9 protein-coding genes are annotated in these 14,202 nt (G+C 66.4%); 4 read left to right on the plus strand and 5 right to left on the minus strand.

Features of this window, described 5'->3' with window-relative positions; genetic code table 11:
• Nucleotides 1-97: 97 nt before the first annotated feature.
• Nucleotides 98-2,422, plus strand: a complete 2,325-nt coding sequence (locus tag VPH41_RS12855; RefSeq protein ID WP_328570313.1) for a penicillin-binding protein 1A — start codon at nt 98-100, stop codon at nt 2,420-2,422.
• Between the two features lie 87 nt (nt 2,423-2,509).
• Here VPH41_RS12855 and VPH41_RS12860 read toward each other — a convergent pair whose 3' ends face one another.
• Entirely contained in the window at nt 2,510-3,163 is a 654-nt protein-coding gene (locus VPH41_RS12860) for a TetR/AcrR family transcriptional regulator (RefSeq protein WP_226941618.1), read from the minus strand.
• A 386-nt stretch (nt 3,164-3,549) separates the two neighbouring features.
• Here VPH41_RS12860 and VPH41_RS12865 point away from each other — a divergent pair, with 386 nt between their 5' ends.
• A complete protein-coding gene (locus tag VPH41_RS12865; RefSeq protein WP_152285270.1) occupies nt 3,550-4,464 on the plus strand; it encodes a lipase family alpha/beta hydrolase in 915 nt (304 codons plus the stop codon).
• A gap of 10 nt (nt 4,465-4,474) precedes the next feature.
• Nucleotides 4,475-5,386: a lipase secretion chaperone gene (locus VPH41_RS12870; RefSeq protein ID WP_328570314.1), complete on the plus strand. Its 912-nt coding sequence runs from the start codon at nt 4,475-4,477 to the stop codon at nt 5,384-5,386.
• Nucleotides 5,387-5,389: 3 nt separating this feature from the next.
• Here the strand turns inward: VPH41_RS12870 and VPH41_RS12875 are convergent, their stop codons facing one another.
• From VPH41_RS12875 to VPH41_RS12890, 4 genes are all read right to left on the minus strand, one after another.
• Nucleotides 5,390-8,164 carry an ATP-binding protein gene (locus tag VPH41_RS12875; protein WP_328570315.1) on the minus strand — a complete coding sequence of 925 codons (2,775 nt, stop codon included), beginning with the start codon at nt 8,162-8,164 and terminating at the stop codon, nt 5,390-5,392.
• Between the two features lie 54 nt (nt 8,165-8,218).
• The gene (locus VPH41_RS12880) at nt 8,219-9,166 is read right to left on the minus strand and encodes an EAL domain-containing protein (RefSeq protein ID WP_328570316.1); all 948 of its coding nucleotides are present in this window, start codon (nt 9,164-9,166) and stop codon (nt 8,219-8,221) included.
• On the minus strand, nt 9,166-10,764 hold the full coding sequence (locus VPH41_RS12885; protein ID WP_328570317.1) for a methyl-accepting chemotaxis protein: 1,599 nt from the start codon (nt 10,762-10,764) through the stop codon (nt 9,166-9,168). Before VPH41_RS12885 ends, VPH41_RS12880 begins: the two co-directional genes overlap by 1 nt.
• 343 nt (nt 10,765-11,107) lie before the next feature.
• On the minus strand, nt 11,108-12,871 hold the full coding sequence (locus VPH41_RS12890; protein ID WP_328570318.1) for a methyl-accepting chemotaxis protein: 1,764 nt from the start codon (nt 12,869-12,871) through the stop codon (nt 11,108-11,110).
• Nucleotides 12,872-13,211: 340 nt separating this feature from the next.
• Between VPH41_RS12890 and VPH41_RS12895 the strand changes: the two genes are divergently transcribed.
• On the plus strand, nt 13,212-14,156 hold the full coding sequence (locus tag VPH41_RS12895; protein WP_287773774.1) for a 5'-nucleotidase: 945 nt from the start codon (nt 13,212-13,214) through the stop codon (nt 14,154-14,156).
• The last annotated feature ends 46 nt before the right edge of the window (nt 14,157-14,202 follow it).

Here is a 14,202-nt window from a genome sequence, read left to right on the forward strand (position 1 = left end):
TCCGGCACCGCCCCCTGCGCCGCGCCAACGCCGGAGCGCCTGCCGCATTGGTCTATAATCGCTGCCACCGTGCCTTGCACGCTCACGTGAGACTGCCTTGACTGCCAAACGATCCGGATTTCCCTGGCCTTCCCGCCGCGCCACCGTGCGCGGCTTCATCATCGCCGGCTGCGCCGCGCTGGCCGCCGCCCTGCTGCTGGCCGCCTACCTGTTCCTGTACGTGCGCCCCCGCCTGCCCGAGCTGGACGTGATCACGGACTACCAGCCGAAGATCCCGCTGCGCGTGTACACGGCCGACAATGTGCTGATCGGCGAATTCGGCGAGGAGCACCGCGACTTCGTGCCGATCGCGCAAGTGCCGGAAATGATGAAAAAAGCCCTGCTGGCCATCGAGGATGGCCGCTTCTACGAACACCACGGCATCGACTTCGTGCGCGCCGGCGGCGCCGTGCTGTCGAACCTGCGCCACGGCTTCGGCCACGGCGGCGGCTCCACCATCACCATGCAGGTGGCGCGCAACTTCTTCCTCACGCGCGAAAAAGTCGCTTCGCGCAAGCTCAATGAAATCATGCTGGCCCTGAAGATCGAGTCGGCCCTGTCAAAAGACCAGATTCTCGAGCTGTACATGAACCAGATGTACCTGGGCCAGCGCTCGTTCGGCTTCGGCAGCGCGGCGCAGACGTATTTCGGCAAGCCCTTGTCCGAACTGTCGATCGCGGAAATGGCCATGCTGGCAGGCCTGCCGCAGAACCCCTCGCGCCACAACCCGATCAGCAATCCGAAAAAGGCGCACGCGCGCCAGCAGCTGGTCTTGAAGCGCATGCGCGAACTCGATTACATCAGCGAGGGCCAGTACCAGCAGGCGCTGGCGCAGCCGCTGCATATCAACAGCCGCGGCAAGCAGGGTTTCGACACGCATGCCGAATACGTGGCCGAACTGGCGCGCCAGGCCGTCTACGCGCAGTTCAAGGAAGACAGCTACACCAGGGGCATCAGCGTCTACACGACGATCCTGAAGGCGGACCAGGACGCGGCCTACGCCTCGACGCGCCGCAACGTCATCGCCTACGACCAGCGCCACGGCTACCGCGGCCCGGAAACCTTCATCGACATGCCGCCCGATCCCGAGCAGCGCGACGAGGCCATCGATGCTGCGCTGCAAAAACGCCCGGACAGCGATGGCCTGATCGCCGCCGTCGTCACGGAGGTGGCCAGCGGCAAGGTGGTGGCCGACACGGGCGATGGCGACGCCAAGGCCATCACGGGCGAAGGCCTGCGCTTTGCCGCCCCCGCCTTGTCCGCCAAGGCGGGCGCCGGCATCAAGCTGCGCCCGGGCGCCGTGATCCGCATCACCCAGGACACCAAGGGTAACTGGGGCATCACGCAAGTGCCGCTGGTGGCCGCCGCCTTCGTCTCGCTGGACGCGGAGACGGGCGCCTACCACGCCATGGTGGGCGGCTTCGACTACAACCTGCAAAAGTTCAACCACGTCACACAAGCGTGGCGCCAACCCGGTTCGGCCATGAAGCCCTTCGTGTATTCGGCGGCGCTGGAAAAAGGCTTTTCGCCGGCCACCCTGATCAACGACGTGCCCCTGGAAATGCAGGCGGGCGGCAAGGTGTGGGCGCCGCAGAATGACGACTTCAAGTTCGACGGCCCCATCACCATGCGCTATGCGCTGGCGCAATCGAAGAACGTGGCCTCCGTGCGCATCCTGCGCGCGCTGGGCATCTCGTACACGCACGACTTCCTGGAAAAATTCGGTTTCGACCCGGCGCGCCAGCCGAGCAACCTGACCATGGCGCTGGGCACGGGTTCCGTCACGCCAGTGCAGATGGCGGGCGCCTACGCGCTGTTCGCCAATGGCGGCCACCAGGTGGAGCCCTACCTGATCGACCGCATCGTCGACGCCAAGGGCGCGGTGCTGATGCAAACCAAGCCGCCCGCCCCGAACGACGACAAGACCCTGGCGCTGGACCCGCGCAACGCCTTCGTGATGGACAGCATGCTGCGCGAAGTGGCCCGCACGGGCACGGGCGCGGCGGCGACGAAAAAACTGGGGCGCAGCGACATCGCCGGCAAGACGGGCACCACCAGCGACGCCGTCGACGGCTGGTTCGCCGGCTACGGCGGCGGCATCGTGGCCGTGGCGTGGATGGGGTATGACGATCCCAAATCGCTGGGCGGGCGCGAATTCGGTTCCACCCTGGCCATGCCGATCTGGATCGACTACATGCGCACCGCCCTGTCGACGCGCCCGCAGGTGACGCGCGCCGTGCCGGCGGGCCTGAGCCAGGTCGACGGCGAGTGGCTGTACGATGAATTCATCGACATGAACGGCGTGAAAACCCTGGACATGGATGCGGAGACGCCGACGGATCCCGCGGCCGTGCCGGAGACGCTGCCGGTAGAGACGAACTAGCTTAAAAAAATCAGGCCCCAACCGAAGGGCCGGGGTCGGACCATGAGGGTCCGACCCCAGATCTTGCTCTGGGGTTGAGAGCTAAAACTAAACGCCGCTCATGCTCAAATACCTGCGCACCGTACTGACCACGCTATCGGCGAAATCGTCGACGTTGACCTTCGCGGCGCGGTACTTCCAGCGTTTCACATACCAGTCCTGGAACAGGGCCAGGCAATGCGCGGCCAGCAGGGTGGGATCGCCATGCGGCTTCGGCTCGATTTCCCCGATGGTCGTGGCGATCAGGGTCTGGACGAACAGTTCGGAGTTTTTCGCCATGCTGCGCTGCTCCACCTGCAGCACGCGCGAATCCATGAAGACGAAATAAAACCACGGCTGCAGCACTTCGGACAGGTAGATCGACGAGCGTATCATCGCCTCCAGCCGGTCCAGCGGCGACTTCACGTCGGCAAACAGCAGCGGCATCGCTTGCGTGGAATGGCGCACCACGTCCTCGATGATTTCGGCCAATTGATCCTTGCTGGTGATGTAGCCATACAGCCCCCCCATCGACAGCCCTGTCTCGCGGCACAGGTCGCGCAAGCTCATGGCGCGGAAACCCACGTCATTGGCCAGGCGGAAGGTGGCGACGAAGATGCGTTCGAGATTTTCCAGTGCCGGCTTGCGGCGCTTGACGCCGATACGTCCCGCGTGGCGGTCAAGAATATATTCCCAGATGTTTTCGCCATTTAAAGGCGTCATCTGTTGAAACTGTTCAAAATTGAAATGGGTCGACAAGTGCATTCCCAAGTAACGGTGTAGGAGCGACGTCATTGCTGCACCTGGGCGGCGCGGCACGACGGCGGGACGGCTGATGCGAGCGATTATAGCTCAGGAAAACAACTATTTGACTTTTCAACTATGCAATGGGCGCATAAGCAACGCCGAATGGCGACAGTTATTGCGCTGCATCATGCAATTCAAATGCAATTTAAATCCAGCAGTGCTACATTTGAAAAACCGAGCGCTCGCTATATTTAATGCATCGATAGAATGTGAAGGGGCACACGGGTAATCGCTACAGCATCGACATTTCCACTATTAATCGCCATGCATTTGGCCGATCATTAATACATAACGGAGACAAAATGAAGACTCGCTTTTGGCAACTGCTATCGACCCTGCTCCTCACTCTCGCCATCCTGCCCGGCAGCGCCAGCGCCGCCGGCTACACGCAAACGAAGTACCCGATCGTGCTCGTGCACGGCCTGTTCGGCTTCGACAAGCTCGGTCCCGTCGAATATTTCTATGGCGTCCCCGACGCCCTGCGCAGCGGCGGCGCGCAAGTCTACGTGACCACCGTCTCGGCCGCCAACAGCACGGAAGTACGCGGCGAGCAGCTGCTGTCGCAGGTGCGGCAAATCCTCGCCGCCACGGGCGCCGCCAAGGTCAACTTGATCGGCCACAGCCACGGCGGCCCCACGGCCCGCTATGTCGCTTCCGTCCGGCCCGACCTGGTGGCCTCTGTCACCAGCGTGGCCGGCGTCAACAAGGGTTCCAAGGTGGCCGATATCCTCAGCGGCGCCATCCCCAACACCAGCGGCGCGCTGGGCAATGCGCTCGCTTCCCTGATCGGCATTTTGTCGGGCAACAAGGGCCTGCCGCAAAACGCGGGCGCCTCGCTGGCCTCGCTGTCCACGGCCGGCTCGCTGGCCTTCAACAGCCGCCACCCGCAAGGCATCCCGACCTCGGCCTGCGGCGAAGGCGCCTATCAGGTGCAGGGCGTGTACTATTTCTCGTGGAGCGGCGCGCAGCCGTACACGAATGTGCTCGACGTGGGCGACCCGGCCCTGGCAGCCATCAGCCTGGCCTTCGGCGGCGTCAAGAACGATGGCCTGGTGAGCAGCTGCTCCAGCCACCTGGGCAAGGTGATCCGCGACGACTATGCCATGAACCACCTCGATGAAGTCAACCAGTTCGTCGGCATCGTCAACCTGTTCGAAACCAACCCCGTCACCGTCTTCCGCCAGCAAGCGAACCGCCTGCAAGGCCTGGGACTGTAAGGAGAAGCGCATGCACGCGAAATGGATCGTCGGCGGCAGCCTGGCAGCCCTGGCCCTGTATCTGGCACTGCGGCCGGGGGAGCCGCCGGCTCCGCCGCCGGACAAGGCGGAACCGGACCTGTTCGCGTTCGTGCGCTCGATGGAAGGCACGCGGCCGGACGGCAACGTGACGGTGGCCGCCGGCGACAAGCTGGTGGTCGACGCGGAGCTGGGCCACCTGTTCGACTACTATCTGGCGGGCCTGGGCGAAAAGCCGCTGGCCGCCATCCGCAGCCAGATCGAGGCGGAGCTGGACAAGCGCCTGGCGCCCGTCCCCGCCCGCGAGGCGAAGCGCCTGCTGGGCGCCTACCTCGACTACAAGCAGGCGCTGGCCGGCGCGGAGCAAGCCTTGCCAGCGCAGGCCGATCCCGCCCTGGCCGCGCGCGCGCGCCTGCAAGCCATGCGCGCGCTGCGCGGCAATTACTTCACGGCGCAGGAAAGCGCGGGCCTGTTCGGCGCCAGCGACGCGTATGACGACGATGCCGTGGCGCGCATGGCCATCCTGGGCAACGCCACGCTCGACGAAGCGCAGCGCCAGGCACAGCTGGCCGCACTGGACCAGCAGCTGTCGCCCGCCCAGCGCGCCGCCCGCGCTGCACCGCTGCAGGTGGCGCAGCTCGATGCCTCCGTGAGGACGCTGCGGGCACAGGGCGCAGACGAAAATGAAATCTACCGCCTGCGCGCCAGCACGTTCACGCCGGCGGCGGCGGCCCGTCTGGCGGAGCTGGACCGCGAGGAATCGCAGTGGCAGCAGCGCATCATCGCCTACCAGGCGAAAAAGGCCAGCCTGCCCGGCGGCGCGCAGGATGCGGCGGCCGTACAACTGCTGCGCGACGCCAGTTTCACGCCCGACGAACAGCGCCGGCTGGGCGCCTACGAATAGCCTTCAGGCCAGCTGCGCCAGCAAAGCTGCCGCCGCCATCACATCCGTCGTGTCGCGCCCCTGCCGGTAGCCCGCATGCACCGGCGCCAGCAAGGCATGCGCGGCGGCGCCGCTGCCCTGCGCCCGCATCACGGCTGCCAGGCTGGTGGCGCAGCGCAGCTCCCAGCCCGGCGCCTGCTGGCCCCTGGCCAGCTGCAGCGCTTCTTCCAGCTGCACCCTGACCGCCTGCAGGCCCGCCGCGTCGCCTTGCGCCAGCGCCCGCCAGCGGTGGTGCGCGTCGCGGCGCAGCACTTCCGGCGCGCTCCACGGCGCCAGGCCCGTGCGCGCGCGGCGCAGCGCCTGGCTGTCGGCGGCCGCGTCGTGCAGGGTGGCCATCAGATCGATCTGTATCGGCCAGCTGCGCACAGGGGGCCAGGGAAATTCCGTCATCGCTTCGCCCGCATCGAGCAGGCGCTGGTAGGCGGCGCCCCAGGCGCTCCAGTACAGCAGGCCATAGCGGGCCGCATGTTCGCACAGCAGGCAGGTCCAGGCATGCGCCAGTCCCCGCTGCCCGCACCACAGGGCGACGGGAATGGCATTGATGGCCAGCGCCACGCACAGCGTGACGCCATTGTGCTCGAAACCCACCGCCACCGCCTCGCGCGCCAGCGCCAGGGCGTCGTCGGGACGGCCCTGCATCCACAGGCAGCGCGCCAGCGTGCCACGCAGGCAAACCTGGTGATCGGCCAGCAAGGCATTGTTGAAGCCCAGCTGTCCGGCGCCCTCGGGATGCGCGAGCACCATGCGCGCCAGCGCCGCCGACTCCGCGTACCGTCCGCGCAGATACTCGCCCGCCGAACGCATGCGCGCCAGCACCAGCCGCATCGGCGTGTCGTCGCGTACTTCGCACAGCACGGCCAGCTGCGCCACGTAGCTGTCGGCGCGCTGGAAATCGGCCAGCTTCAGGCTGCAGATCCACATGCCGCAGATCGCTTCGGCACGGCGGCTGCCGTCGTCCGCGCGCATGGCCAGCGCATAACTGCGCTGGAAGGAACGCAGCATGGTGCCCGTGATGCCCTGCGTATGCAGCAGCAGGTGTGCCAGCGAGGCATGCAGCTGCATCTCGCTGTCGGGGTCTTCCAGCGCATGCGTGGCCATGCGCTCGAGGGCCCGTTCGACGCGCACGCGGTATTCATCCATCAGCGACAGCTGGTAGAACAGGGTTTGCGCGGCCAGGGTCAGGGCCACGCCCAGCGCCACGTCGCCCTCCTCGCCGAAGGCCCAGTCGATGGCCGCGCGCAAGTCGTCGACATGGCGGCCGTAGCGCGCGCTCCACTGGGCCGGCGGCATGCTCTCCCAGTCGGCGGCGATGCGTCCGGCCAGGCCCAGGCAATGGCGCGCATGGCGCAGCAGCACGGCGCCGGCGCCCCCGCCCGCGGACAGCTGCGCCGCGGCGTAGGCGCGCGTGGTATCGAGCAGGCGGTAGTACACGTGCTGGCAGCAGAACTCGATGCTGACGAGGGACTTGGCCGCCAGGTCGGCCACCGTGTCGAAAACGTCGCAGCCCGCCACGGCGCTGGCCGACTCCAGGCGGAAGCGGCTCCTGAACACGCTCAGCGCCTGCAGCACCTGGCGTTCCTGCGCGTCGAGCAGGCCGTAGCTCCAGTCCAGGGTGGCGCGCAGGGTCTGGTGGCGCAGGGGCATGTTGCGCGCGCCGCGCGTGAGCAGCCGAAAGCGGTCGTCGAGCTGGCGGCGCAGTTCGTGCAGGCCGAAATGGCCGATGCGCCCCGCCGCCAGTTCCAGCGCCAGCGGGATGCCATCGAGGCGCCGGCAGATGTCCACCACCACGGGCACGTCGGCGTCAGCCAGCACGAACGCATCGTCGACGGCCGCGCAGCGTTCGCAAAACAGCTGCACCGCGGCGAAATGCCGGGCCGCCGCCGCATCGGGCACGGCATCGGCCGGCGGCAATTCCAGCGCGGGCAGGCGCAGCAGCTGCTCGCTGGTGATGCGCAGCGGCTCGCGGCTGGTGGCCAGCACGTGCAGCAGCGGCGCGCCCTTGAGCAAGGCGTCGGCCAAGGTGGCGGCCGCGCCGATCACGTGTTCGCAGTTATCGAGCACGATCAGCATGTGGCGCGGGCGCAAATAGGCCAGCAGGACCGGCATGGCATCGCCGGCCGGCACCGCCACGCCCAGCGCCGTGGCCAGCGCCAGCGGTACCAGGCGCCCCTCGTCCAGCGGCGACAGGTCGACGAAGCACACGCCGTCCGCATAGCGGCGCAGCACGCGCGTGGCAAGCACGACGGCCAGGGTGGTCTTGCCGATGCCGCCCGGACCGGCAATGCACAGCAGGCGCAATTGCAGCAGCTGGTTGGCCATCGTCTGCAGCGCCTCGGCGCGGCCCAGCATGCGCGTCAGCATGACGGGCAGGTTATGCCGCGGCTCGGCGCCCGCCGCACCGGGCGCCGGCTGGCCCGTGTGCGCCAGCGGCGCCAGGAAGCCGTAGCCGCGCCCGGGAATGGTGGTGATATAGCGCTGGCCATCGCGGCCATCGCCGAGCGCCTTGCGCAGCGCCGCCAGGTGCACGCGCAAGGTCGCGTCGTCCACCACGGCATTGGGCCAGACGATGGCCACCAGTTCATGCTTGTCGACGATTTCGCCGGCGCGCTCCAGCAAGGCCAGCAGCAAGTCCATGGCCCTGCTGCCCAGGCGCAGCGCGCGGTCGCCCTCGAACAGCAGGCGCTCTGGCGGCAAAAGGCGAAACGGGCCGAATACATAGGCCGGGACGGGACTGTTCATCATTCTTGCGTGGAGGAAAAAGTGTTAAAGCACGCGGCTTGCAGTGGCGATATTTTACTGAGCATCCGCGCCACGCCGCATGGCGCCATGTTTCCGCCCCGATACAAGGTCCGCCGGCGCACCGGCGGCCAGCAATGCAGCCACCTCGGCCGCGGGCGCCGGCCGGTGCAGGTAGAAGCCCTGCACCTGGGGACAGCCCAGCCGCTGCAGCTGCGCCAGCTGCCCGTGGCTTTCCACGCCCTCGGCCAGCGCCAGCAAGCCCAGGCCCCGCGCCAGCGCAATGGTCGAGGCGACGATCACGGTGTCGCGGCCGGCGCTGCCGCCGCTGCCCAGCTCTCGGATGAAGCTGCGGTCGATCTTGATCGTGTGAATGGGCAACATCTTGACATGGCTGAGCCCTGAATGGCCCGTGCCATAATCGTCGAGCGAAATGGCCAGGCCCAGCGCGCGCAGCCGGCACAGCACCTGCGCCGCCTGCGCCATGTCGTCGATGCAGCAGCTTTCCGTCACTTCCAGCTCCAGCAGGCCGGGCGCAATGGCGTGCCGCTGCAGGCAGCGCAGCACGAAATCGGGCAAGTGCGGTTCGCACAGCTGGCGCGCCGAGACATTCACGGCGACGGGCACCACAGGCAGGCCGGCAGCGCGCCACTGCGCCAGCTGGCGGCAGGCGGCATCGATGCCCCAGTTGCCCAGCGCGGCGATGGCGTCAGTCTGTTCGGCCAGGCCGATGAATTCGTTCGGGTAGACCAGGCCATGGCGCGGATGGTCCCAGCGCAGCAGCGCTTCCAGGCCGACCAGGCGCAGCTGCGCCGTATCGAACTTGCCCTGGTAGTGGAAGCAGAATTCGCCAGCGCCGATGGCGCCGTCCAGGCGCGCCTGCAGCTCGCGGCTGCGCGCCGTTGGCGCCGGCTTGCGCGTCGGCCCAAACGGCCCCTCCCGCGCCCGGCGCCGCGCGCGCCACAGCCCGACGCAGCCGAGCCAGAACCTTGCCAGGCGCGCCACTAGGCCAGCAGGCGCGGCACGGCCGGCGCGCTCCGGCGCGGCAAGGTGTGCGCGGGCCCCTGCTGCAGGCGAAATACGCTGACCACCTGCAGCAGCTTTGCCGCCTCGCCTTCCAGCGATTGCGATGCGGCCGCCGCTTCCTCCACCAGGGCGGCGTTCTGCTGCGTCACTTCATCCATCTGCAGCACCGCCTGGCTGACCTGGCCGATGCCCGTGCTTTGCTCGGCGCTGGCGGCCGTGATGTCGGCCACCATCTGGCTCACGCGCCCCACGGCCGCCACCACTTCCTGCATGGTGGCGCCGGCCTGCGCCACCAGGGCCGCGCCCGCATCGACCTGTTCGGTGGAATTGGCGATCAGGGCGCGGATGTCGCGCGCCGCCGCCGCGCTGCGCTGCGCCAGGTTGCGCACTTCCGTCGCCACGACGGCAAAGCCGCGCCCCTGCTCGCCCGCGCGCGCCGCTTCCACGGCTGCGTTCAAGGCCAGGATATTCGTCTGGAAGGCCAGCATGTCGATCACGCCGATGATGTCGGCAATCTGCGCCGACGATGCGCTGATGGCGTCCATGGTATGGATCACCTGCCCTACGGCCTGTCCGCCGGCGCCGGCGATGTTCGCCGCCTCGACGGCCAGCACGCTGGCATGGCGGGCATTGTCCGCATTCTGCTGCACCGTCGAACTGAGTTCCTCCATGGCCGACGCGGTCTGTTCGAGCGAGCTGGCCTGCTCCTCCGTGCGCGAGGACAGATCGATATTGCCGGCCGCGATCTGCGACGAAGCCGTGGCGATGGTGTCGGTGCCGCTGCGCACCTGCTGCACGATGTCGAGCAGGTTGCCGTTCATGATGCACAGCGCGTCGAGCAGCTTGCCCGTTTCATCGCCGCCATGGCGGCCGAAGGTCGACGTCAGGTCGCCGGCTGCCACGGTCTGCGCCACCGTCAATGCGTGGTGCAGCGGATGGACGATGCTGCGCGTGACCAGCCAGGCGGTGACGAGCGAAAACAGCACGGCCAGCGCGCTCAGCGCCAGCATCATGTTGCGCGCCGTCGCGTATTCCGCGCGCACCTGGGCGCCCGCCTCCTCCATCAGGTCGTGCTGGTGCGCGATGAGGCTTTCCAGCGCCGCCATGTAGCGCAGCTGGTCGCCGCGCACCGTGCCGAGCAGCAAACTGGTCGCCTCGTCGCGCGCCCCCTCGTCCAGCAGGGCCAGCACCTTGTCGCGTCCGCCGTTGAACGTGGCGCGCGCCTGCGTCACGGCCGCCATCAGCGTGCGGCCCTGCGGCGACAGCACCACCGTGTCCAGCTGGGCCAGTCCTTTTTCCGTCTCGCCGCCCGCCCTGGCGATGGTGGCGCGTTCCTGCGCCAGCTGCTGCGGCTCCGTCATCAGCAGCAGGTTGCGCGAGGAGCGCGCGATGATGTTGACATTCTTGATGATGTCATTGGCCAGCACGGTCTTCGGATATTTATCGTCGATCACGTCGCGCATGCGCAGCTCCAGGCTGGACAGGCGGAGCATGCCCAGCGCGGCAGTGGCCAGCAGCAGCAAGGTCAACAATGCAAAGGAGCAGCGCAGGCGCGTGCCGATTTTCATATTTGCCATCTTTTTCGCATCCTTCAGTGTGGTGCATCGGTCATCGCGCCGGACTCGCATGCAAGGCTGACGGCAATGGCTGCCGCCTGCCACGAATGGCCGGACGCAGCAGGCGGAGGGGTCAGCCGGGATGTGGCCGAGGCGGGAACAAGGGTGGTACGGCAGGCAGTGTGAGTTATCTCACAAGCAATGTCGCGTTAAGTTTTGAAAAGATTTGCTTAGATGGCAAAACAGCTATTTATATAACGCTGTTTTTTTAGTAAGTAGTAACCGCAGTGCGGTCGAGGGCATGCCTGTAAAAACGGCCGCGCAAGGCGGCCGCTGCTATCGCGCACGCTGGTGCCGTCAGCTGTCAGAACACTTCCCATTCGTCGTCGCGCGGCGCGCTGCGCTGCGGGGACGGCACGGCGCGCAGGGCCGGACGGCCCCCGTTCGGACGCGATGCGGGACGCGGCGGCGCGGTGCGGGCCGCCACGGCGCGCACCGCGGCCGGCTTTGCGCCCGCGTTTGCGCGCGCGGCGGGCGCCTGGGCGCCATCGAGCTTGAAGACGCTGACCACCTGGGCCAGCTGGCCCGATTGCTCCTGCAGGGATTCGGCCGCGGCGGCCGCCTCCTCCACCAGGGCCGCATTCTGCTGCGTCACCTGGTCCATCTGGCCGATGGCCTGGTTGATCTGGTCGATGCCCGAGCTTTGCTCCTGCGTGGCCAGGCTGATTTCCGCCATGATGTCCGTCACGCGCTGCACGCTGGAGACGATTTCGGCCATCGTGCTGCCCGCCTCGGCCACCAGCTTGCTGCCCGCGTCGACGGCCACCACGGAGTCGCCGATCAGGGTCTTGATTTCTTTCGCTGCGCCAGCGGATCTTTGGGCCAGATTGCGCACCTCGGTGGCCACCACGGCAAAGCCGCGTCCCTGCTCGCCCGCGCGCGCCGCTTCCACGGCCGCATTCAGGGCCAGGATATTCGTCTGGAAGGCGATGCCGTCGATGACGGAAATGATGTCGACGATCTTGCGCGAGGAATCATTGATGGCATCCATGGTCTCGACCACCTTGCCCACCACCTCGCCGCCCTTGACGGCGACGCCGGAAGCGCTCAGCGCCAGCTGGTTGGCCTGCTGGGCATTATCGGCATTCTGCCGCACGGTGGACGTCAGCTCCTCCATCGACGATGCCGTCTCTTCCAGCGAACTGGCCTGCTCTTCCGTGCGCGAAGACAGGTCCAGGTTGCCGCTGGCGATCTGCGACGACGCCGTGGCGATCGTCTCCGTGCCGCTGCGCACCTGGCCGACGATGTTCACGAGGCTGGTGTTCATGTCCTTCAGCGCCTGCAGCAGCTGGCCCGTTTCTTCCGTCGTGTGCACCTCGATCCGGCTGGTCAGGTCGCCCGAAGCCACCGTCTGCGCCACTTTCACGGCCGAATTGATGGGCTGCGTGATGGCGCGCGTGATGTAGGCGGCGCAGCCGATGCCCAGCGCCGAAGCCAGCAAGCCCATGATCAGCATCAGGCTTTCCGAGCGCACGACGGCCGCGCTGCCATCCTTGACGCTGGCGTCGGCCACGCCGTTATTGAGCTTGATGATCTCGTTGAGCGTGGCTTCGGCCTTGCCGAACAGGCTGCGCGAATCCTGGTACTGCTTGTAGAACGCCACGAACAGGGTCTTTTGCTGCTGCTCGTCGCGGTTGTCGGCCAGCTGGCGCAGGATGGCGCGCACCTTGTCGTCGTCGCCCTTCCAGGCCGCCCACTCTTCCAGGAAGCGCTTCCACAGCACGGCTTCCCCGGGCGTTTGCGGCAGCGGCTCGTACAGCTTGCGGCCCGCCTCGATATTGCTCCAGGCCTTGGTGCGCAGCTGCAGCGCTTCCGCGAACTTGTCCTGTGCCTGGTAATTATTTTCGTAGATGGCGGCCGTCAGGGTGGCGGCGGCAACGGCCGTCTGGCCCTCGTTCATCATCATCAGGCCCTGGATCGACGGCAGGCGCACCACGCCGATTTCATTGACGGCGTCGCCCACGGTGGCGATGCCCGAATAACCGCAGATGCCGACGACCAGCAGGGCCGCCATCATCACGGCAACGAGCGTCGCCAACTTCCATTTGATCAGTAAATTCTTAAACATGGCTAGGTCCTTTATAAAGTCACGACGACTGCTGGCGAGGTTGGGGCTGGCATGTTCGAGTAAAACGGCTGACACTTGTATAAAGGTGGCGGGGATGGGGCAAACGCTTCGTTACAATTGGCTAGATTTTATAACTGGAAGCATAGAGGAAAAATATGTTTCTGGCTGATACATACTTGATACAAAACAAGATTTATTTCTTTACTGTGGCGCGCCTTGCACAGCGGCATCGCCGAATGGGGAAATACCACGCTTTGGGGCAAGAAATCCTGCCCTGCCGCTATTGGCTGCGCAGTTGATAGTCGTATAAGATGAGCAACAAGCAAACCACAGGCAGACCATGGCTTATCCTATCGAACACAAACTGGTGATCGGGGTCGCTTCCAGCGCCCTGTTCGACCTGGCCGAATCGCACCAGGTTTACCTCGACAACGGCCCCGAGGAATACCGCAAGTATCAGGAAGCGCATATCGACACAGTGCTGCCGCGCGGCGTGGCCTTCCCCTTCATCCGCCGTTTCCTGAACATCAACAAGCACTATCCGCGCCAGTCGCCCGTGGAAGTGGTGCTATTTTCGCGCAACTCCCCGGAAACGGGCTTGCGCGTCATGCACAGCATCGCCCACTACGGCCTCGATATTTCGCGCGCGGCCTTCATGACGGGCAAGTCGCCGTATCCCTACCTGCCCGCCTTCAACGCCTCGCTGTTCCTCAGCGCGAACGAGGACGACGTGCGCAGCGCGCTGGCCTGCGACTATCCGGCCGGCCTGGTGCTGCCGTCGCGCACGGAAGACGACGAAAACGACGAAGAACTGCGCGTGGCCTTCGATTTCGACGGCGTGATCGCGGACGACGAAGCGGAAACCGTATTCAAGCGCAACAACGATGTCGATGAATTCCACGCCCATGAAACCCTGAACGTGGGCACGCCGCACCGCCCCGGCCCGCTGGCCGGCCTGTTCCAGAAGCTGGCCACCATGCAGCGCCTGGAAGAAAGGGCGCAGCGGCGCGACCCCGGCTATAAAAAGATCCTGCGCATCGCCATCATCACGGCGCGCAACGCGCCCTCGCACGAGCGCGTGGTGACGACCCTGAAAAGCTGGGGCGTGGCGGCCGACGAGACGTTTTTCCTGGGCGGCATGGACAAATCGCGCGTGCTGGCCGTGTTCAAGCCGCATATCTTCTTCGACGACCAGCTGAGCCACCTGAAATCGGCGGGCGGCACGATCCCCATGGTCCACGTCCCCTTCGGGATTGCGAATGCGCGCGCGGGCGATGGTCTATAATCCTGCCTGTCAGCGCCGTCACTGGCGGCGCGGCGCGCACCATAGC

The sequence above is a fragment of the Janthinobacterium sp. P210006 genome (assembly GCF_036231885.1).
In the GTDB taxonomy this organism is placed as follows: Bacteria; Pseudomonadota; Gammaproteobacteria; order Burkholderiales; family Burkholderiaceae_D; genus Janthinobacterium; species Janthinobacterium violaceinigrum.

Excerpts from the sequence above, each read along its gene's own strand:
- VPH41_RS12860 (WP_226941618.1), bottom strand. The coding sequence starts at position 3,163 with ATGACGCCTTTAAATGGCGAAAACATCTGGGAATATATTCTTGACCGC.
- VPH41_RS12865 (WP_152285270.1), top strand. The coding sequence starts at position 3,550 with ATGAAGACTCGCTTTTGGCAACTGCTATCGACCCTGCTCCTCACTCTC.
- VPH41_RS12870 (WP_328570314.1), top strand. The coding sequence starts at position 4,475 with ATGCACGCGAAATGGATCGTCGGCGGCAGCCTGGCAGCCCTGGCCCTG.
- VPH41_RS12875 (WP_328570315.1), bottom strand. The coding sequence starts at position 8,164 with ATGAACAGTCCCGTCCCGGCCTATGTATTCGGCCCGTTTCGCCTTTTG.
- VPH41_RS12885 (WP_328570317.1), bottom strand. The coding sequence starts at position 10,764 with ATGGCAAATATGAAAATCGGCACGCGCCTGCGCTGCTCCTTTGCATTG.
- VPH41_RS12890 (WP_328570318.1), bottom strand. The coding sequence starts at position 12,871 with ATGTTTAAGAATTTACTGATCAAATGGAAGTTGGCGACGCTCGTTGCC.
- VPH41_RS12895 (WP_287773774.1), top strand. The coding sequence starts at position 13,212 with ATGGCTTATCCTATCGAACACAAACTGGTGATCGGGGTCGCTTCCAGC.